Source organism: Micromonospora sp. NPDC005979 (assembly GCF_040614415.1).
In the GTDB taxonomy this organism is placed as follows: domain Bacteria; phylum Actinomycetota; class Actinomycetes; order Mycobacteriales; family Micromonosporaceae; genus Micromonospora.
Genome location: NZ_JBEXUR010000026.1, coordinates 20,328 through 39,758 on the forward strand (window position 1 = coordinate 20,328; position 19,431 = coordinate 39,758).

Below are 19,431 nucleotides of genomic sequence, written 5' to 3' on the forward strand. Positions count from 1 at the left end.
GGTCGTGGAGTTCACCAAGGGTCACGGCACCGGCAACGACTTCGTCCTCCTGCCCGACCCGGACGGTCAGCTCGACCTGACCCCGGAGCTGGTCGCGGCGCTCTGCGACCGGCGACGCGGCATCGGCGCGGACGGCGTACTGCGGGTGGTCCGCGCGGCCAAGCATCCCGACGGCGCCGGCCAGGCCGGCGAGGCCGAGTGGTTCATGGACTACTGGAACGCGGACGGCTCGTTCGCCGAGATGTGCGGCAACGGCGCCCGGGTCTTCGTGCGCTACCTGCTCGACACCGGGCTCGCCACGCCCGCCGGCGCGGCGTTGCCGGTGGCCACCCGCGCCGGCGTCGTGCGCGCGCTGGTCGAGGGCGGTGCGGTCTCCGTCGAGATGCGCAGACCCCGGATGTACGAGGAGTCGAGCGCCACCCTGGGCGGTCTGACCCTGTCCGGCACGGTCGTGGACGTCGGCAACCCGCATCTGGTGTGCACCCTGCCGAGCGGCGTGGAGTTGTCCGCGCTGGACCTGATGGTCGCGCCCGGGTTCGACCCGGCGGTGTTCCCGGCCGGCGTGAACGTCGAGTTCATCGTGCCGGGCGACCCGGTCGGCGACACCGACGGGCACAGCCTCATGCGGGTGTACGAGCGCGGCAGCGCCGAGACCCTGTCCTGCGGCACCGGCGCGTGCGCGGTGGCGGCCGTGGCCCTGCGCGACGCCGGCCGGGACACCGGTGTGGTGGCGGTGGACGTCCCCGGCGGCCGCCTGACCGTAACGGTCACCGAGGACTCCTGCTGGCTGTCCGGGCCAGCCGTCCTGGTAGCAACGGGCGAGGTCGACCTCTCCGCCCTGTCCGCTACGCCCCGGCACTGAGCCTGCCGCTTACCGGCTCCGCAACCCGCTGCCGCTGCTCACCGGCCGCTGCTCACCGGGCGTTCACCCGCCGCCGACCGTTCACCTCGCTGGCGCCGCCGGCCGCTCGCCGGCACCTGTTGTCGGCCCTTTGCTCTGCTTCAACCCGCGCAACACCCGGTGTCCGATAATCGGACACCAGGTGTTGCCTCGGCTGAAGCAGAGCAAAGGATGAAGACGACCCGGTCGGGGCAGCCTCCCTCGCCTAAAGCGTGCAGGTGTTGGGGGAGCTTTCCTCGCCTAAAGCGCGCAGGTGTCGGGGGAGCCTTCCTCGCGTGGTGTGCGTGGGCGTCGAGTCGCTCAGGGGGTGGCGCTGGCGGTGGCGGCGATTTCCGGGAGGTCCGCCGGGCCGGGGTCGGCGGCCGGGAGAGGGCTCGGGTTGTGCGCGGCGGCGCGGACGGCTGCGGCGACCGCCGGGGCCACCCGGGAGTCGAAGACGCTCGGCACGATCACCGTCGGGTTGATCTTGTCTTCACCGACGACGTCGGCGATGGCCCGGGCCGCGGCGATCGCCATCTCCTCGGTGAACTCCTCGGCGTGCGCGTCCAGCATTCCGCGGAACACTCCGGGGAACGCGAGCACGTTGTTGATCTGGTTCGGCTGGTCCGAGCGGCCGGTGGCGACCACCGCGGCGTGCTTGCGCGCCTCCCGCGGGTCGACCTCCGGGTCGGGGTTGGCCAGCGCGAAGACGATCGCGTCCTTCGCCATGCCGGCGATGTCGTCGCCGGTGAGCAGGTTCGGGGCGCTGACCCCGATGAACACGTCCGCGCCCCGGATCGCCCCGGGCAGGTCGCCGGAGTAGTTCTCCTTGTTGGTGTTCTCCGCCAGCCACTGCCAGGCCGGGTTGAGGTCGGTCAGGCCGCGGTGCAGGGCGCCCTGGCGGTCGTACGCGATGATGTCGCCGACGCCCTGACGCAGCAGCAGCTTCATGATCGCGGTGCCGGCCGCGCCCGCGCCGGAGACGACCACCCGGACGTCCGAGAGTTGCTTGCCCACGACGCGCAGAGCGTTGGTCAGCGCGGCCAGCACGCAGATCGCGGTGCCGTGCTGGTCGTCGTGGAAGACCGGGATGTCCAGCGCCTCGCGCAGCCGGGCCTCGATCTCGAAGCAGCGCGGCGCGGCGATGTCCTCCAGGTTGATCCCGCCGTACGCGGGCGCGATCGCCTTGACGATCTGCACGATCTCGTCGGTGTCCTGGGTGTCCAGCACCACCGGCCAGGCGTCGACCCCGCCGAAGCGCTTGAACAGCGCGGCCTTGCCCTCCATCACCGGCAGCGAGGCCGCGGGGCCCAGGTTGCCCAGGCCGAGCACCGCCGAGCCGTCGCTGACGACCGCGACGGTGTTGCGCTTGATGGTCAGCCGCCGGGCGTCCGCCGGGTTCTCGGCGATCGCCATGCAGACCCGGGCCACCCCCGGGGTGTACGCGCGGGACAGCTCGTCACGGTTGCGCAGCGCGACCTTCGAGGTCACCTCGATCTTGCCGCCGAGGTGCAGGAGGAACGTCCGGTCCGACACCTTGCGCACGTCCACGCCGTCCAGCGTCCGGAGCGCGTCGACCACCTGGTCGGCGTGCTTGGCGTCGGCGGTGTCGCAGGTCAGGTCGACGATCACGTGGGTCGGGTCCGAGTCCACCACGTCCAGCGCGGTGACGATCGCCCCGGCTTCGCCGACGGAGGTGGTGAGCCGACCGATCGAGGATGCGTCCGCGGTCACGGCGATCCGGATGGTGATCGAAAATCCGGCGCTCGGCAGTCGGGTGATGGCCACGGGATCCCTCCGTCACGGCTGTGCGGCCGGTCGGCCGCCGCCTGAGCATTTCTACCGGGTTGTGGAGGTCGACTGGTATTCGCCCCCGCTTTTGGCGACCTCCAGCACGGGCATATAGCAGGTGCGCTGGGCGTTGTGACGTGTCAGGATTACGTTCTACTTATCAAAACGGACAGGAGAACCGCTTGCGAGACCAGGAGAACTTCGTCCCTGTCGAGGACGAGTTCGACGATGTCACCACCGGCGAGCTGGACCTGTCGGAGCGGCAGTCTCTCCGGCGCGTCCCAGGCCTCTCCACCGAGCTCAGCGACGTCACCGAGGTGGAATACCGCCAGCTGCGGCTGGAGCGGGTGGTCCTGGTGGGCGTCTGGACCGAGGGCACGGTGACCGACGCCGAGAATTCCCTGACCGAGCTGGCCGCGCTCGCCGAGACGGCGGGTTCGCAGGTGCTCGAAGGGCTGATCCAGCGTCGTACGCGACCCGACCCGGCCACCTACATCGGTCGCGGCAAGGTCGACGATCTCGGCGCGGTGGTGCTCTCCACCGGCGCCGACACGGTCATCTGCGACGGCGAGTTGTCCCCGTCGCAGCTGCGCAACCTGGAGCAGCGCACCAAGGTCAAGGTCGTCGACCGTACGGCGCTGATCCTCGACATCTTCGCCCAGCACGCCAAGAGCAAGGAAGGTAAGGCGCAGGTCGAGCTGGCCCAGCTCGAATACCTGCTGCCCCGGCTGCGCGGTTGGGGTGAGACGCTGTCCCGCCAGACCGGTGGTTCCGGTCGCGGCGGCGGCGCCGGCGGCGGTGTGGGTGTCCGTGGTCCCGGTGAGACCAAGCTGGAGACCGACCGGCGGCGCATCCGCCACCGCATCTCCCGGCTGCGTCGTGAGATCAAGAGCATGAAGACGGTACGCGTCACCAAGCGTGCCCGTCGTACCCGCAACTCGGTGCCCGCCGTGGCCATCGCCGGCTACACCAACGCCGGCAAGTCCAGCCTGCTCAACCGGCTGACCGGTGCGGGCGTCCTGGTGGAGAACGCGCTGTTCGCCACGCTGGACCCGACGACCCGCAAGGCCACCGCTGCGGACGGGCGGCTCTACACGCTCTCCGACACGGTCGGCTTCGTACGCCACCTGCCGCACCAGATCGTCGAGGCGTTCCGCTCGACGCTGGAGGAGGTCGCCGAGGCCGATCTGGTGGTGCACGTCGTCGACGGCACCCATCCGGATCCGGAGGAGCAGGTGCGGGCGGTGCACGAGGTGCTCGCCGAGGTGGGCGCGGACCGGCTCCCCGAGCTGCTGGTGGTCAACAAGACCGACGCCGCCGACGAGGACACGCTGCTGCGGCTCAAGCGCCTCTGGCCGGACGCGATCTTCGTCTCGGCGCACTCCGGTCGGGGTATCGACGGGTTGCGCGCGGCGATCGAGGAGCGGCTCCCGCAGCCCGCCGTGGAGGTGCGGGCCGTCCTGCCGTACGACCGTGGCGACCTCGTGTCCCGGGTGCACCGTTCGGGCGAGGTGCTCAGCACGTCGCACCTGGCGGAAGGCACTCTGCTGCACGTCCGGGTCAGCGCGGCGCTCGCCGCCGAGCTGGCGCCGTACGACGTGGCGCGCGAGGGCGAGGCCGTCGGCAGCCGGCCCTGAGCGGCCCCGGCGTCATCCATCGGAAACGCGCGGCATGCGACACTGGCCGAATGCGCCGCGTTGTTTCCTCGGTCACGGTTGCCCTCGGCCTGTTCGGGGCAACCGTGGCGCCGGCCGGAGTCGCCGTAGCCGCTCCCGCTTCCGTGTCATCCCAGCCGCTCGCCGCGGTCGCCGGCAAGAAGCGTTGTACGGTCACCGACGAGCGTCTGCGGGAGCTGTCCGGCCTGGTGGCGACCAAGAGCGGTTACATCGTCATCAACGACGGCACCGAGGTCGACTCGCGTAAGCGGATCTTCTTCCTCGACAGCAAGTGCAAGGTCGTCAAGGAACCGGTCCGCTACTCGGGTGCGGGGCCGTTCGACACCGAGGATCTCGCCGTCTCGCCGAAGGGCGACACCCTGTGGATCGGTGACATCGGCGACAACGCCACCAGCAAGGAGCGGCGGACGCGGATCGCGGTCTGGACGATGCCGATCGCCGGCAACAAGCAGCCGGTACTGCACCGGCTCTCCTACCCGGAGAACAAGCCCCGGGACGCGGAGGCGCTGCTGGTGGGGGCCGACGGCCTGCCACTGATCATCACGAAGGTGGCGAACGGCAACTCGGAGATCTTCACCCCGACGGCGAAGCTGAGGAGCGGCGACACCCCGCCGGTGCCGATGAAGAAGGTCGGCGAGATCAAGCTGCCGAAGACCACCACCGAGAATCCGCTGAGCGTCTACGGGCGGCTCGCGATCACCGGCGCCGCCCGATCTCCGGACGGCACCCGGGTCGTCGTCCGCACCTACGCGGACGCCTTCGAGTACGACGTCACCGGCGACAACATCGTCGAAGCGCTCACCACCGGCAAGCCACGGGTGACGGCGCTGGCCGACCCGTTCGGCGAGGCCATCTCCTACACCTCGGACGGCAAGTCCTTCGTCACGGTCTCCGACGCCGGTCAACTCGCCGCCGACGACCCGGTCGACATCCTGGGCTACACGCCGTCCACCAGCGCGGCGGAGCCCCTGGCCGCGACCGCGGGCGACAAGCCGGCGGCCAAGAAGTCGTGGATGGACGGGCTCAGCTTCACGGACATCACCTATCTGGTGGGCGCGGTCGGCGTACTCGGTGTGCTGCTCGTCGGTGCCGGCATCGTCGGCATCGTGCGGGCCCGCCGTCGACCGCCCGCCGCCGACGATTCGGCGGACGACGCCGACGACCGCGCTGGCACGCCCGGCGTCGATCGTGCGCCGCCGGGCGGCGGCCGTCCCAACGCCGGCGTGTACGGCGGCGGCGCGGCAGCCAGCGGCGGGGTCTACGGCGGCTCCGGCCGGGGCGGTCCCGCTTCCGCTGGCGGTGCCGTCTACGGCGGGGGAGGCGAACGCCCCGGCGGCGCGGGCGGCGGGGGCGCACGTCCGGCCGGGGCCGGGGGTGGACGTCCGGCCGGCCCGGCAGGAGGCGGCTACGGTGCTGCCCGGCCCGGTGGGGGTGGCGGCGCTCCGGCCGGCGGCGGTGTGTACGGCGGCGGCCGTGCCGGCGGTCCCGGAGGGGGTCGACCCGGTGGCGGCGGTGGCCGGCCGGGTGGCGGTGTGTACGGCGGCAGTGGTCAGCCCGGCGGTGGTCAGCCCGGCGGTGGTCGGGCCGGCGGCGGTCGGGCCGAGCCGCCGCGGCGCGGTGGGCAGGAGCCGGACTATCGGGGTCAGCGGCCCGGACGCCGACGTGACGATGACGCGCCGGTCGACCCGTACGGGCAGTATCCCGGCGGCGGTCGTGGCCCTCGGGGCGACCGCTACTGACGCGAACGGCGTCACCTGGGCGGCAGCGCGACGGCCCCGCCCGGATTACCCGGTCAGCAGGGTGCGAACGGTCGAGCGACGCGGGTGAGCGCCGACGGCACCCACCCGCGTGTCGGTCAGATCCGGCGGAGTACCGCCACGACTCGGCCCATGATGGTGGCGTCGTCACCGGCGATCGGGTCGAAGGCCGGGTTCTGCGGCATCAACCAGACGTGTCCGTCGCGGCGACGGTAGGTCTTGACGGTGGCCTCGCCGTCGAGCATGGCGGCCACGATCTCACCCGAGTCCGCGGTCGGCTGCTGCCGCACGACGACCCAGTCGCCGTCGCAGATCGCCGCGTCGAGCATCGAGTCGCCCTTGACCTGGAGCATGAACACCTCGCCCTCGCCCACCAGCTCGCGGGGGAGGGGGAAGATGTCCTCCACGGCCTGTTCGGCGAGGATCGGCCCACCGGCGGCGATCCGGCCGAGCATCGGCACGTACGCCGGGGTGGGCCGTTGGGCCCGCGACAACTCGTCGTCGATGGCTTCGCTGGGCGCGCGGACGTCCACGGCGCGCGGCCGGTTGGGGTCGCGTCGCAGGAAGCCCTTCTTCTCCAGCTCCTTGAGCTGGTAGGCGACGCTCGACGGTGACACCAGGCCGACCGCCTCGCCGATCTCCCGGACGCTCGGCGGGTAGCCGTGCCGCTCCACCCAGGTGCGGATGAACTCCAGGATGCGGCGCTGGCGGGCGGTCAGGTCGACCGTCGCCGGGTCGGGGAAGGCGCTGACCACCGGCGTGACCGGGCGCACGGCGGGCTGACCCGTCCGGCTGCGCGCGGCGGTGCGGCGTCGGGTGGCTGGCGGGCCCGCCTCGGTAATCTGCTGCGGGCTCTTCGGCCGGCTGGCCCGGTCCTCGGTCACGTCCGTCCTCCCTGGTCGGCGCTGGGTGCCTCGTCGGCTCGTGGTGCGTGCGGTTGTTCCTGACCGTATAGGTGAGATCGGTCATTTTCAAACATCTGTACGACCTCCCACCGGCGTGTCGGGGTGAAAAACCACTCTCCTCGTACGGATGTTCTGATAAATGGTACGTCGAGTAGCACGAGTGTTCGATTCTCGACCGTTTTCCGTCCTGCGCGGGCCGCGCGGCCGGTAACCCGGGCGGGCTGTCGGCGTTGGTTCCGCGAGGGGTGGATGACCGGATGGTCCGTGACGCGCCGGACACGCCGGTCAACTTGACCCGGGTTCGTCGGCGACATACCGTCGACCCCTAGATGTAGTAGTGACACGGGCGTAAGTTGCCCACAGGTTGGGTCTGACTACCGACCGCACTCCCGTAGGGTCGATACGGCGGGCGCCATGAGCGCATGGCACCGTTGCGGCGGCCTGTGCCCGGGTGTGTCCGGTACGACGCGATTGATCATGATTAGGGGGTCCGCGATGCGGTGTCCGTACTGCCGGCACGCCGACTCCCGAGTGGTCGACTCGCGGGAGGCCGACGACGGTCAGCTCATCCGGCGGCGGCGTTCCTGCCCGGAGTGCGGCAAGCGGTTCACCACGGTCGAGGAGGCGGTCCTCGCGGTCGTCAAGCGCAGCGGGGTGACCGAGCCGTTCAGCCGCACGAAGATCATCGGCGGGGTGCGCAAGGCGTGCCAGGGCCGGCCGGTGGACGACGACTCCCTCGCGCTGCTCGCGCAGCGGGTGGAGGAGACCGTCCGGGCCAAGGGGGCCGCCGAGATCCCCAGCCACGACGTGGGCCTGGCGATCCTGGGTCCGCTACGCGACCTGGACGAGATCGCCTACCTGCGGTTCGCCAGCGTCTACCGCTCCTTCGACTCGCTCGCCGACTTCGAGCGCGAGATCGAGACGTTGCGGGCCGCGGCGCGAGCCCGGGAGCAGGGTCGGGCCGACGCGGTCGAGGCCGCCGGCCGTACCAACTGAGACTTCACTGTTTTTCCGAGAGATCAGGACGCGCGGTGGGTGACCGCGCAGACGAGGGGGGCGACGGCGTGACAACGAGCCGTTCACGGAACAAGGCAGGCGCGGGGCTGAAGATCGAGCGCGTGTGGACGACGGAGGGGGTCCACCCGTACGACGAGGTCTCGTGGGAGCGCCGGGACGTCGTGATGACGAACTGGCGGGACGGCTCGATCAACTTCGAGCAGCGGGGCGTGGAGTTCCCGGAGTCGTGGAGCGTCAACGCGGCGAACATCGTCACCACGAAGTACTTCCGGGGCGCGGTGGGGACCCCGGAGCGGGAGTGGTCGCTCAAGCAGCTCATCGACCGGGTGGTGAGCACCTACCGCACCGCCGGCGAGGAGTACGGCTACTTCGCCAGCCCGGCCGACGCCGAGATCTTCGCGCACGAGCTGACCTGGATGCTGCTGCACCAGGTGTTCAGCTTCAACTCGCCGGTCTGGTTCAACGTCGGTACGCCGTCGCCGCAGCAGGTCAGCGCCTGCTTCATCCTGGCCGTCGACGACTCGATGGACTCCATCCTCGACTGGTACAAGGAGGAGGGGCTGATCTTCAAGGGCGGCTCCGGCTCCGGCGTCAACCTGTCGCGCATCCGCTCGTCCCGTGAGCTGCTCTCCTCCGGCGGCAACGCCTCCGGCCCGGTCAGCTTCATGCGCGGCGCGGACGCCTCGGCCGGCACCATCAAGTCCGGCGGCGCCACCCGGCGCGCGGCCAAGATGGTCATCCTCGACGTGGACCACCCGGACATCCAGGAGTTCGTGGTCACCAAGGCGCGCGAGGAGGACAAGATCCGCGCGCTGCGGGACGCTGGGTTCGACATGGACCTCGGCGGCTCCGACATCGTCAGCGTGCAGTACCAGAACGCCAACAACTCGGTCCGCGTCTCCGACGAGTTCATGTCGGCGGTCGAGAACGGCAAGGGCTTCGACCTGCGCGGCCGGCTGGACGGCGCGACGATCGAGACCGTCGACGCCAAGAACCTCTTCCGTTCCATCTCCCAGGCCGCCTGGGAGTGCGCCGACCCGGGCCTGCAGTACGACGACACGATCAACGACTGGCACACCTGCCCGGAGACCGGGCGGATCACCGCGTCGAACCCGTGCTCGGAGTACCTGCACCTGGACAACTCCTCGTGCAACCTGGCCTCGCTCAACCTGATGAAGTTCCTCCGCGCCGACGGTGGCTTCGAGGTGGAGAAGTTCGTCAAGTCCGTCGAGTTCGTCATCACCGCCATGGACATCTCGATCTGCTTCGCCGACTTCCCGACCGAGAAGATCGGCGAGACGTCGCGCGCCTACCGGCAGCTCGGCATCGGGTACGCCAACCTCGGTGCCCTGCTGATGGCCACCGGCCTGCCGTACGACTCGGACCAGGGCCGCTCGGTCGCCGCGGCGATCACCTCGCTGATGACCGGTACCGCGTACCGCCGCTCGGCCGAGCTGGCCGGGGTCGTCGGCGCGTACGACGGCTACGCCCGCAACGCCGAGCCGCACAAGCGGGTCATGCGCAAGCACGCCGCCGCCAATGACGAGATCAAGCCGACCAGCCCGGTGGCCACCGCGATCGTCCGCGAGGCGACCAAGCAGTGGACCCAGGGCAACAAGATCGGCGACAAGAACGGTTGGCGTAACGCGCAGGCCAGCGTCCTCGCCCCGACCGGCACGATCGGCTTCATGATGGACTGCGACACGACCGGCGTGGAGCCGGACCTGGCGCTGGTCAAGTTCAAGAAGCTGGTCGGCGGCGGCTCGATGCAGATCGTCAACCAGACCGTGCCGCGCGCCCTGCGCAGCCTCGGCTACCCCGAGGAGCAGGTCGAGGCGATCGTCGAGCACATCGCCGACCACGGCCACGTGGTGGACGCCCCGGGCCTCAAGCCGGAGCACTACCCGGTCTTCGACTGCGCCATGGGTGAGCGGACGATCGCCCCGATGGGCCACGTGCGGATGATGGCGGCCATCCAGCCGTTCGTCTCCGGCGCCATCTCCAAGACGGTCAACATGCCGGAGGCGGCCACCGTCGAGGACGTCGAGAAGATCTACTTCGAGGGCTGGAAGCTCGGCCTCAAGGCCCTGGCGATCTACCGGGACAACTGCAAGGTCGGCCAGCCGCTGTCAGTGGCCAAGAAGAACAAGGCCACCGAGCCGGCCGCCGTCGAGACCACGACCGCCGCGCCGGCCGCGGTGGAGAAGGTCATCGAGTACCGGCCGGTGCGCAAGCGCCTGCCGAAGAAGCGCCCGTCCGAGACGGTCAGCTTCTCCGTCGGTGGCGCCGAGGGCTACCTGACCGCGTCGTCCTACCCGGACGACGGCCTCGGCGAGGTCTTCCTCAAGATGTCCAAGCAGGGCTCGACCCTGGCCGGCGTGATGGACGCCTTCTCGGTGGCCATCAGCATCGGCCTGCAGTACGGCGTGCCGCTGGAGACGTTCGTCAGCAAGTTCACCAACATGCGTTTCGAGCCGGCCGGTATGACCGACGACCCGGACGTGCGGATGGCGGCCTCGGTGATGGACTACATCTTCCGTCGCCTGGCGCTGGACTTCCTGCCCTACGAGCGCCGCGCCGAGCTGGGCATCTTCACCGCCGGCGAGCGGGCCGCCCAGTTGCGGGCCGAGGCCGACGCGGAGGCTGCCGCCGCCGTCACCGGTGCGGACCTCACTGCGATGGCGTCCTCCGCGCCGGTCGAGGCTCCGGCCAAGACCGAGGCGGTCGCCCAGCCGGCCCAGGAGATGGCCGACGTGGCCGCCGCCAAGCCGGCCCCGAGCGTGGGTTCCAGCACCGAACTGCTGGAGGCCGTGATCGGCAAGGCCGCCGACGCGCCGCTCTGCTTCACCTGCGGTACGAAGATGCGCCCGGCCGGTAGCTGCTACGTCTGCGAGGGCTGCGGCTCCACCAGCGGCTGCAGCTGACGTACGCGAAACACAAGCGAGCGCTGCCCCGGCTTCCCTTCTTGGAGGCCGGGGCAGCGCCGTTTCCGAGGCCCGCGGCGTGACTTCTGGCGGGATGGAAATGGGCGGCGTTCCTGCTCAGAACTCCGGCATGATCATTTGATGCTGACCAGTCGCAGCAGCTCGGCCACGACTGGTCAGCATCAAGTGATCATGCGAAGGCGCTTCACCCACTCGCCGCCACCAGCCTTCCGAATGGTTCGGTAACACCCGTGCGCCGCCGTGCGAAGAAGGAGTGTGAGGGCTACGAGGGAGGGCGGCCTGTGAATGAGCCGAGCCGAGCCGATGACGACATTTCCGCCATCGGGGTGGATCCAGTGGCCTTCGAGGTCTTCTACCGGCGGCACCTGGAGGCGGTGGGCCGGTTCGTGGCGCGGCGGGTCGACGACCCACACCTCGCCGCCGACCTGACCGCCGACGTGTTCCTGGCGGTGATCGAGTCGGCGGCCAGCTACCGGCCGGACCGGGGTAGCCAGATCGGCTGGCTGTACGGGGTGGCCCGCCACGTCATCGGCGACGAGCGGCGACGGGCGGCCCAACGACTGCGGGTGACCGGCCGACTGGCCGGACGGCGGGACCTCGGCCCCGACGACATCGCGCGCATCGAGGAGCGGATCGACGCCGAGTCAGCGGCCCGCCGCACCCACCGGGCGCTCAGCGAACTACCCGAGGGCACCCGGTCGCTCGTCGAACTCGTCGCCGTCGACGGCCTCACCGTGGCGGAGGCGGCGACAGCGCTCGGGATGTCGCCGGTCGCCGCTCGGGTCCGCCTGCACCGGGCCCGCCGCCTCGTCCGCGCCGTGCTCGCCCGCCCGGTCACCACCCTCGCCTGAGATGAGACGGAGCTGACGATGAACACGACTGAACGGTCGCCGCAGGATTTCGAGGAGCAGCTTCTCCGGGACCTGAGCGCACACGTCGCCCAACGGGCCGAGCTGGCGTCGGCGGGCCGTGTGGCCGGACACCGTACCCGGTTCCTGCGCGGTTGGCGTCTCGCCGGAGCGCTCGGGATGGCGGTGACGCTGACCGCCGGTGCGCTGGCGGTCCAGACCATGAGGTTCGGCGACCAGTCGCCGCCCAGCGCCAGCGCATCGGAGATCTTCCACCTGGCCGCCGACGCCGCCCGGCAACAGCCGGAGCTCACCGCCCGCCCCGACCAGTACGTCTTCACGGAGTCCCTGGCGACGATCCGCGACCGGCCGGGCAGCGGTCCGTACCGGACGACACGGAATCAACTGTGGCAGTCGGCCGGTGGAGTCGCGTACACGCAGGCACGCTATCGACCGGAGAGCGACCCGAACGGGTGGGGCGAACTCACGGTCCTCCGCGAGGAAGACCCCGCCGACCCCGAGAAGAAACTCGACGTGTTTCCGCCGCCGGCCTACCACGGCGACCTGCCCACCGATCCGGACGAACTGCTTCGCTACCTTCGGGAACACCCGGTCGACCTGCATCTGCCCGAAGGGGCCGACGAGAAGGCCGTCTACGGGGGCGAGAGCATGCCGTACACCACCGCGCGGTCGATGCTCCACGGCTACGTGCCGCCCCGAGCGCTCGCGGCGTTGTTCGAACTGCTGGCACGGCAACCGGGGGCGGTCGTCATATCGGGCGACGTGGTCGACGCCGCCGGTCGGCACGGGGTGGCGATCCGGATGCCCGGCGTGATCGGTGGCAACGATGATTTCCTCTTCGACCGGGACACCCATGTCTTCCTCGGCACCCGAGATTCGGTGGTGCGCAACGGCAAGGAGTCGATGTACGCCGCTGTCGCGCTACTGCGTGTCGCCATCGTCGACCGACCGGGCCAGCTGCCCTGAGCCGTGCGGGCTCTACCACGACAGGGTGAGGCCGGGGTAGCGCCGTTTGCGAGGCTGGCAGCATGACTCCTCCCCTTGCGCGTCGCGTCTACGAAACGTGCCACCTGACCGGGTCGTTCCTCCTGCGGTCCGGTCAGACGAGCGACGAGTACTTCGACAAGTATCTGTTCGAGGCCGAGCCTGGCCTGTTGCGTGAGGTGGCCGAGGCGATGGTCGCATTGCTGCCCGAGTGCGATGTGCTGGCGGGGATGGAGATGGGCGGCATCCCGATCGCCACCGTGATGTCGCAGCTGACCGGGCTGCCGACCGCGTTCGTGCGAAAGCAGGCGAAGGAGTACGGCACCGGCAAGGCGGCCGAGGGCACCCCCGTGGACGGCCGGCGGGTCGTGGTGATCGAGGACGTCGTCACCACCGGTGGCGCGTTGCTGGCGTCGTGCCGGCAGTTACGGAACAGCGGCGCAAAGGTCGACTCGGTGGTCTGCGCCATCGACCGGGAACAGGGCGGACGGGAGAACCTGGCGGCCGAAGGGCTCCGGTTGCGCGTCGCCCTCACCCGTCGCGACCTGGAACTCGCCCTGCCGGGCTGAGCGTCTTGCAGGCGCTTCCAGAACAAGGCACCCGCATGATCACTTGATGTTGACCAGTCGCCGAAGCTCGGGGGCAACTGGCCAGCATCAAGTGATCACGGCAGAGGCCAAGGTCTTCGGCAGCGGCTGGAGCGTGAACGCGTCGTGCGAGATCGTGGTCCGAACGCCGAACGCCGAACGGCGCGGTGGTCCGCGTTCCGTCGAATCGTCCCGCTGGGCTGTACGGCGAGGAGACCCGGGTCGCCACCTCGCAGGTGCCCGTCTTCGAGACTTCGACGGTGTACGTCATCCACTCGCCGCCGCGGGCTGAAAAGTCGGGAGATCGTTGCGACGATCAGGGCATGACAACCGCTGAGGCGTACGTCGAGTTCGCCCGCCGCGAGGCGCACGGGGTTTCACCGACGTACGAGCGGCTGTCGTACGCCGTCGCGGACGACCACGACCTGCTCGCCCTGCTCGACGCGCTCCCGCCGGCCAAGCGACAGCCGAACCTGCTGTACGGGGTGGTCCGCTGGTTGGGCGGCCCGGTCGACGACCCGACCGCGTTCCACGACTACGTGCTGGCCCACTGGCCGGTCATCGACACCGAGCTGAAGCGCAGGGCCACCCAGACGAACGAGGCGGGCCGGTGCGCGGTGCTGCTGCCGGTGCTCGCCGCGCTGCCGCAGCCCCTCGCCCTGCTGGAGGTCGGCGCGTCCGCCGGGCTCTGTCTCTACCCGGACCGGTACGCCTACCGGTACGGCGAGCATGAGGTCGGCGACGGTGCGCCCATCCTGGAGTGCGCGGCCAGCGGGTTGACGCCCCCTGGGCGCGTACCCCAGGTGGTGTGGCGGGCTGGCCTCGACCTGAACCCGCTCGACGTGACCGACCCCGACGACGTGTCCTGGTTGGACGCCCTGATCTGGCCGGAGCACGCGCACCGGCGGTCCCGGCTGCGCGCGGCGGCGGCGGTCGCCGCCGCCGACCCGCCGCTGCTGGTCCGGGGTGACCTGGTGGACGACCTGCCGGCGCTGGCGGCCCGCGCGCCGGCCGGCGCGACGCTCGTCATCTTCCACACCTCGGTGCTCTACCAGGTGCCCGCCGCGCGCCGGGACGCGTTCGTGCGGCTGGTCGGCGAGCTGCCGGGGCACTGGATCGCGAACGAGGCCCCGGAGGTGCTGCCCTACGAAGGTCTACCCGACTCGCCGGACGCGGCGCTGCACAACGTCCTCGCGCTGGACGGCAAGCCGCTGGCCTGGACCCGGGGCCACGGTCAGGCGATGACCTGGTTCGGTTGAGAGCCAGCCTCGACCGGCATCCGGACGCGCAGGGCCTGGATGAACCACCGCACCGCCGGCGTGACCGCGCCCCGGCCCGACCAGCCGTTGATCACCGACAACAGGTCGAGGTAGCGGTCGCGTCGGGGGTCGTCGGCCAGGACCAGCCGGTCCAGCATCCGTTGACGCAGGTGGGCGCCGTCGGGAAGACCGTGCAGGCGGGCGTATCGGCGGGTGACCGCCGCGACCACCGGCTCGGCCTCGTCTCCGGTCGGATCGATGCCGGCGGCTAGCGCGCCCGCCACCTCGTCGCGCACGATGGCGACGGCGTCCGGGCGGGGGAGACCGGGCACGTCGTCGTCGGCGGCGTGCTGGCGAGCGAGCCGCCGCATGCTCGTCCGGAAACCCGGATCGCGGCACAGCTCGGCCACCTCCACCCACGCCTGCACCTGCTCGGCGCTGGGGTCGTCGGACAGCTCCGGCGTCATCGAGACGATCACGCCCGGGTACGGCATCCAATCGTCGGTGAAGACGCTGTCCAGGAAGTCGTCCACCAGGTGCTGCCGCTCACGGGCGGTGAGCTGGGCCAACCGGTGCAGGTCGTCGACCTCGGCCGGGCCGGCCCCGCGCCGCGCCGCGACGATCAGCACCGCCTGGCGCAGTCGCAACACGCGGATCTGCGCGGCCAGCGCCTCGGCGTGCGCGGTGGCCACCTCGTGCAGCGGCACCTCGCGGTCCATCACCCGACGGATGGCGGCCAGATCCACGCCCAGGTCACGCAACGTCCGGACGAGTTCCAGCCGCGCGATCGCCTCGGCGTCGAAGAGGCGATAGCCGGCGGAACTTCGGTCGGTGGGCGGGACGATCCCGTGGTCGGCGTAGTACCGGATGGTCCTGACGCTCAGCCCGGTGCGTCGGGCCAGGTCGCCGATCGTGTACCGCTCGTCACCGCTCATGCCCCCACCCTCACGTCTCCCCCCGGTGGAGACTCAAGCAGACTGGCCCGGTGAACGGAGAGCGACGACCCCTGGCTGACCGGCCGCTCACCGAACCGCACCCGTCCCGCCTGCCGCCGGAGCACCCGGACCGGGCCCGGATCCTCGCCGCGCACGACGCCGCGCTGGCCGCCGGAGAGGCCGGCTACCTCGACCCGGCGACGGGTCTGTTCGTGCTCAGCGCCGCCTTTTTGGCCCGTCGTGGCACGTGCTGCGGACGGGGTTGCCGGCACTGCCCGTACGTGGACGATCCACCCTCGAAATGAGGACTTCCGCCGGACCCGGACACCCCGTACGGTTTCCGACGGACATCGGTCGGCGAGAGGGTGGAACGTGCGCGGGCGGATCGTGGTCGCCGGGCTGGCGGGCCTGCTGGTGAGTGGCTGTGCCGCCGAGGCCGAGCCGGTGGCGGTGCCACCACCGGCGCCGGTGGCCCTGGACGTGTCGGCGGCCTCGTCCGGCGGCGCGTGCCGGCTGCTGGACTTCGCGGTGATCGAACAAATCGTCAAGGTGCGCTTCGACGTGGCGGCGGCCAGCGAGCGGAACGACACCCACACCTGCGTGGTCCGGTCCGAGCGCGTGGCGCTGCCGGAGCTGATGCTCAGCGTGTCCGAGACCAGCATCGACAAGACCACCTTCGGCGCGGACGTGGTGCCCGACAAGGCGACGAAGATCACCGGCCTGGGTCAGCAGGCGTACCGTCGGACGGCCGCCGCGAGCGGCGGGCACGGGCCGGTCGCCGAGGTCGGCTGGCTGGCCACCGACGGCCGACTCGCCACCCTGACCTGGACCGGCGCCAAGGGCGAGCGGACTGCTGCGGACAAGCTGGCCGCTGAGCTGATCGCCGTGGCCAAGAAGGTCGACACCCGGGCGCTGTGACCGCCCGTGGGCGGTCAGCTGGCGGCGACGAAGACCCGGGAGGCGACCTCGCGGGGCAGCCGTACCCGGTCGCCGGAGCGGTCGATCGACACCCCGTCGCGCTCCTGGGCCACGGTCACCGTGGCGCCCGGGTCGACGCCCGCGGCGTGCAGCTGGCGCAGCACGTCGGAGTCGGTCTGCACGCTCTCGCAGATCCGGCGGACCACGACCGGCCCGGACAGCCCGGGGAACGCCAGGTTGCGCTCGCCCTCGCCGGCCTCGCTGGCCGGGGCCCCGGGGGAGCCCAGCTCCTCCAGACCCGGGATCGGGTTGCCGTACGGCGAGCGGGTGGGCCGGTTGAGCAGGTCGTACACCCGCTTCTCGACGGCGTCGCTCATCACGTGCTCCCAGCGGCAGGCCTCCTCGTGGGCCTCCTCGTAGGGCATCCCGATGACGTTGACGAGCAGCAGCTCGGCGAGGCGGTGCTTGCGCATCACGGCCACGGCGGTGCCCCGGCCGAGCGCGGTGAGCGTCAGGTGCCGGTCGCCCTCGACGGTGAGCAGGCCGTCGCGCTCCATCCGGGCCACGGTCTGGCTGACGGTGGGGCCGCTCTGCTTGAGGCGCTCGGCGATCCGGGCGCGTAGCGGCGGCACTCCCTCCTCCTCCAGCTCGAGGATGGTGCGCAGGTACATCTCGGTCGTGTCGACCAGATCGTGAGACTTCATAAGGTAAGCGGCCCTCCGATGCACGATGCTACCCTGCCGCGCGCCGAGCGACCGCTGCCGAATCGCGCCGTGCTGACCCGGATGGTGTTGGATGGTCGCCATGTCCGGTACCGAGGAGCTGCTCGTCGAGGTCGACCGGCTCGCCGCCGAGCTCGACCACGCCGACCCGCCCACCCTGCTCGACGTCCGCTGGCGGCTCACCGGCCCGCCCGGCCACGACGACTACCTGGCCGGCCACCTGCCCGGCGCGGTCTTCGTCGACCTGGACACCGCGCTGTGCGGGCCGCCCGGCGTCGGCGGCCGGCACCCGCTGCCCGACCCGGGCGCGCTGCGGGGGGCGCTGCGGGCCGCCGGCGTCCGTTCCGGTCACCCCGTGGTGGTGTACGACGGCGGCGACGGCCTGGCCGCCGCACGCGCCTGGTGGACGTTGCGGTGGGCGGGACACCGGCCGGTGCGCCTGCTGCACGGGGGCTTCCCGGCGTGGGTGGCCGCCGGCCGAGAGGTCTCCACCGACGCGCCCACCGCGCGCCCCGGCGACGTCGAGGTGCACCCCGGTGCTCTCCCGGTGCTCGATGCCGGGCAGGCCGCCGCCCTGGCCTCCGCCGACGACGCCGTGCTGCTCGACGTACGCGCGGCGCCGCGCTTCCGTGGCGAGGTCGAACCGATCGACCCGGTCGCCGGTCACGTGCCCGGCGCGGCGAACCTGACCGCCGGCGAGTACGTGGGCGCCGACGGGCGCTTCCCGGCCGCCGAGGTGCTGCGGGACCGGTTCGCCGCCGTCGGCGTCCAGGGGGCGCGGGAGGTCGGGGCGTACTGCGGTTCCGGTGTCACCGCCGCGCAGGCGGTCCTCGCGCTGCATCTGGCCGGCCGGCCGGACGCCGCGCTGTACGTCGGGTCGTGGAGCAACTGGGTCGCCGACCCGTCCCGGCCGGTCGCCACCGGGCCGACACCAGAGCGCTGACCAGCGCGTGCGACGGGCCGACGACGGTCCTCGTGCGACGATGGGCTCATGTCCGACGACACGGTGGTGGTGTGGGACCCCGCGCTGCTGGCCTACAACCTGGGTGACCATCCACTCGACCCGGTCCGGGTGGAGCTGACCGTCGCGCTCGCCCAGGAGTTGGGCGTCCTGACCCGACCCGGCGTGCGCGTGGTCAAGCCGGAGCCCGCCGACGACGCCCTGCTGAGCCGCGTGCACGACCCGGCCTACCTGGCCGCCGTACGGGCCGCGCCGCGCGATCCGCTGTTCGCCGGGTACGGGCTGGGCACCTCCGACAACCCGATCTTCGAGGGGATGCACGAGTCCAGCGCGTTGATCGCCGGCGCGACGGTTGCCGCCGCGGAGGCGGTCTGGCGGGGAGACGCCCGTCGGGCCGTCAACGTGGCCGGTGGCCTGCACCACGCGATGCCCGCCCGGGCGTCCGGTTTCTGCGTCTACAACGACCCGGCGGTGGCCATCGCCCGGCTGCTCGACCTGGGCGCCGAGCGGATCGCGTACGTCGACGTGGACGTGCACCACGGCGACGGGGTGCAGGACATCTTCTGGGACGACCCCCGGGTGCTCACGGTCAGCCTGCACGAGACGCCACTGGCGCTCTTTCCCGGTACCGGCTTTCCCGACGAGACCGGCGGTCCGGGCGCGCAGGGCAGCGCGGTGAACATGCCGTTGCCTCCGGGCGTCGACGACGCCGGCTGGCAGCGGGCGTTCCACGCGATCGTGCCGTCGGTGCTGCGCGCGTTCCGCCCGCAGGTGCTCGTCACCCAGTGCGGCGCGGACGGGCACCGGCTGGATCCGCTGGCCGACCTGAACCTGACGGTGGACGGGCAGCGCGCCACCTACCTCGCGCTGCGGTCGCTCGCCGACGAGCTGTGCGAGGGCCGTTGGGTCGCGACCGGCGGCGGCGGGTACGCGCTGGTCGAGGCGGTGCCCCGGGCATGGACGCACCTGCTGGCCGTGGCGACCGGCGACCCGATCGACCCGGCGACGCTCACCCCACTCGCCTGGCGGGAGTTGGCGGCGGCCCGTCGACCGGGCCGGGAGATCCCGCTGCGGATGACCGACGACGCCGACCCGTCGTACGAGCCGTGGCAGCCGACGGGCGAGCCGAACGCGGTGGACCGGGCCATCGCGGCGACCCGCAAGACCGTCTTCCCGCTGCTCGGGCTCGATCCGTACGACCCGCGGGACTGAGCCGGGCCGTTTT

General features: G+C 71.5%; 17 protein-coding genes and 1 pseudogene. 13 read left to right on the top strand and 5 right to left on the bottom strand.

The features are described from left to right. The first annotated feature begins 4 nt into the window (after window positions 1–4). Window positions 5–862 (top strand): diaminopimelate epimerase, encoded by an 858-nt coding sequence (gene dapF, locus ABZ272_RS29735; protein ID WP_355053249.1) that lies wholly within the window; start codon window positions 5–7, stop codon window positions 860–862. Window positions 863–1,201: 339 nt separating this feature from the next. On the opposite strand, the gene ABZ272_RS29740 is transcribed toward dapF, so the two are convergent. Further along, window positions 1,202–2,668: an NAD-dependent malic enzyme gene (locus ABZ272_RS29740; RefSeq protein WP_355053250.1), complete on the bottom strand. Its 1,467-nt coding sequence runs from the start codon at window positions 2,666–2,668 to the stop codon at window positions 1,202–1,204. Between the two features lie 185 nt (window positions 2,669–2,853). On the opposite strand from ABZ272_RS29740, the gene hflX reads away from it, so the two are divergent. Beyond that, window positions 2,854–4,308: a GTPase HflX gene (hflX, locus tag ABZ272_RS29745; RefSeq protein ID WP_355053251.1), complete on the top strand. Its 1,455-nt coding sequence runs from the start codon at window positions 2,854–2,856 to the stop codon at window positions 4,306–4,308. A gap of 50 nt (window positions 4,309–4,358) precedes the next feature. After that, on the top strand, window positions 4,359–6,086 hold the full coding sequence (locus ABZ272_RS29750; protein WP_355053252.1) for a hypothetical protein: 1,728 nt from the start codon (window positions 4,359–4,361) through the stop codon (window positions 6,084–6,086). A 116-nt stretch (window positions 6,087–6,202) separates the two neighbouring features. Here ABZ272_RS29750 and lexA read toward each other — a convergent pair whose 3' ends face one another. Beyond that, window positions 6,203–6,988 carry a transcriptional repressor LexA gene (gene lexA / locus ABZ272_RS29755; protein ID WP_355053253.1) on the bottom strand — a complete coding sequence of 262 codons (786 nt, stop codon included), beginning with the start codon at window positions 6,986–6,988 and terminating at the stop codon, window positions 6,203–6,205. 516 nt (window positions 6,989–7,504) lie between these two features. Here lexA and nrdR point away from each other — a divergent pair. The 5 genes from nrdR (at window position 7,505) to pyrE (ending at window position 13,393) form a co-directional block, all read left to right on the top strand. After that, window positions 7,505–8,005, top strand: a complete 501-nt coding sequence (gene nrdR / locus ABZ272_RS29760) for a transcriptional regulator NrdR (protein ID WP_355053254.1) — start codon at window positions 7,505–7,507, stop codon at window positions 8,003–8,005. Between the two features lie 35 nt (window positions 8,006–8,040). Beyond that, window positions 8,041–10,950 (top strand): vitamin B12-dependent ribonucleotide reductase, encoded by a 2,910-nt coding sequence (locus tag ABZ272_RS29765; protein WP_355053255.1) that lies wholly within the window; start codon window positions 8,041–8,043, stop codon window positions 10,948–10,950. Between the two features lie 356 nt (window positions 10,951–11,306). Further along, window positions 11,307–11,822, top strand: coding sequence for a sigma-70 family RNA polymerase sigma factor (locus tag ABZ272_RS29770; protein ID WP_355053256.1), 516 nt, complete (start codon window positions 11,307–11,309; stop codon window positions 11,820–11,822). An 18-nt stretch (window positions 11,823–11,840) separates the two neighbouring features. Beyond that, window positions 11,841–12,806 (top strand): CU044_5270 family protein, encoded by a 966-nt coding sequence (locus tag ABZ272_RS29775; RefSeq protein ID WP_355053257.1) that lies wholly within the window; start codon window positions 11,841–11,843, stop codon window positions 12,804–12,806. 62 nt (window positions 12,807–12,868) lie between these two features. Continuing rightward, window positions 12,869–13,393 (top strand): orotate phosphoribosyltransferase, encoded by a 525-nt coding sequence (gene pyrE / locus ABZ272_RS29780; RefSeq protein WP_355053258.1) that lies wholly within the window; start codon window positions 12,869–12,871, stop codon window positions 13,391–13,393. Between the two features lie 120 nt (window positions 13,394–13,513). On the opposite strand, the pseudogene ABZ272_RS29785 reads toward pyrE, so the two are convergent. Further along, window positions 13,514–13,697 (bottom strand): annotated as a pseudogene (locus ABZ272_RS29785) (glycerophosphodiester phosphodiesterase); the annotation flags it as partial. A gap of 37 nt (window positions 13,698–13,734) precedes the next feature. On the opposite strand from ABZ272_RS29785, the gene ABZ272_RS29790 reads away from it, so the two are divergent. After that, a complete protein-coding gene (locus ABZ272_RS29790; RefSeq protein ID WP_355053259.1) occupies window positions 13,735–14,670 on the top strand; it encodes a DUF2332 domain-containing protein in 936 nt (311 codons plus the stop codon). Here ABZ272_RS29790 and ABZ272_RS29795 read toward each other — a convergent pair. Next, window positions 14,646–15,605: a MerR family transcriptional regulator gene (locus ABZ272_RS29795; RefSeq protein ID WP_355053260.1), complete on the bottom strand. Its 960-nt coding sequence runs from the start codon at window positions 15,603–15,605 to the stop codon at window positions 14,646–14,648. The two genes, ABZ272_RS29790 and ABZ272_RS29795, sit on opposite strands and share 25 nt — an antisense overlap. A 50-nt stretch (window positions 15,606–15,655) precedes the next feature. Between ABZ272_RS29795 and ABZ272_RS29800 the strand changes: the two genes are divergently transcribed. Together ABZ272_RS29800 and ABZ272_RS29805 are read left to right on the top strand one after the other, a co-directional pair. Continuing rightward, on the top strand, window positions 15,656–15,910 hold the full coding sequence (locus ABZ272_RS29800) for a DUF5522 domain-containing protein (protein WP_355053261.1): 255 nt from the start codon (window positions 15,656–15,658) through the stop codon (window positions 15,908–15,910). 67 nt (window positions 15,911–15,977) lie between these two features. Beyond that, a complete protein-coding gene (locus ABZ272_RS29805) occupies window positions 15,978–16,523 on the top strand; it encodes a hypothetical protein (RefSeq protein WP_355053262.1) in 546 nt (181 codons plus the stop codon). A gap of 14 nt (window positions 16,524–16,537) precedes the next feature. On the opposite strand, the gene ABZ272_RS29810 is transcribed toward ABZ272_RS29805, so the two are convergent. Next, window positions 16,538–17,227 (bottom strand): metal-dependent transcriptional regulator, encoded by a 690-nt coding sequence (locus ABZ272_RS29810; RefSeq protein ID WP_355053263.1) that lies wholly within the window; start codon window positions 17,225–17,227, stop codon window positions 16,538–16,540. A 100-nt stretch (window positions 17,228–17,327) separates the two neighbouring features. On the opposite strand from ABZ272_RS29810, the gene ABZ272_RS29815 reads away from it, so the two are divergent. Then, the gene (locus ABZ272_RS29815; RefSeq protein ID WP_355053264.1) at window positions 17,328–18,188 is read left to right on the top strand and encodes a sulfurtransferase; all 861 of its coding nucleotides are present in this window, start codon (window positions 17,328–17,330) and stop codon (window positions 18,186–18,188) included. Window positions 18,189–18,236: 48 nt separating this feature from the next. Further along, entirely contained in the window at window positions 18,237–19,418 is a 1,182-nt protein-coding gene (locus ABZ272_RS29820; RefSeq protein ID WP_355053265.1) for an acetoin utilization protein AcuC, read from the top strand. The last annotated feature ends 13 nt before the right edge of the window (window positions 19,419–19,431 follow it).

Bases quoted from the DNA above. Each gene is read 5' to 3' on its own strand.
- ABZ272_RS29775 (WP_355053257.1), top strand. From the start codon at position 11,841: ATGAACACGACTGAACGGTCGCCGCAGGATTTCGAGGAGCAGCTTCTC.
- ABZ272_RS29795 (WP_355053260.1), bottom strand. From the start codon at position 15,605: ATGAGCGGTGACGAGCGGTACACGATCGGCGACCTGGCCCGACGCACC.
- ABZ272_RS29750 (WP_355053252.1), top strand. From the start codon at position 4,359: ATGCGCCGCGTTGTTTCCTCGGTCACGGTTGCCCTCGGCCTGTTCGGG.
- ABZ272_RS29815 (WP_355053264.1), top strand. From the start codon at position 17,328: ATGTCCGGTACCGAGGAGCTGCTCGTCGAGGTCGACCGGCTCGCCGCC.
- ABZ272_RS29820 (WP_355053265.1), top strand. From the start codon at position 18,237: ATGTCCGACGACACGGTGGTGGTGTGGGACCCCGCGCTGCTGGCCTAC.
- ABZ272_RS29810 (WP_355053263.1), bottom strand. From the start codon at position 17,227: ATGAAGTCTCACGATCTGGTCGACACGACCGAGATGTACCTGCGCACC.
- nrdR (WP_355053254.1), top strand. From the start codon at position 7,505: ATGCGGTGTCCGTACTGCCGGCACGCCGACTCCCGAGTGGTCGACTCG.
- pyrE (WP_355053258.1), top strand. From the start codon at position 12,869: ATGACTCCTCCCCTTGCGCGTCGCGTCTACGAAACGTGCCACCTGACC.
- ABZ272_RS29790 (WP_355053259.1), top strand. From the start codon at position 13,735: ATGACAACCGCTGAGGCGTACGTCGAGTTCGCCCGCCGCGAGGCGCAC.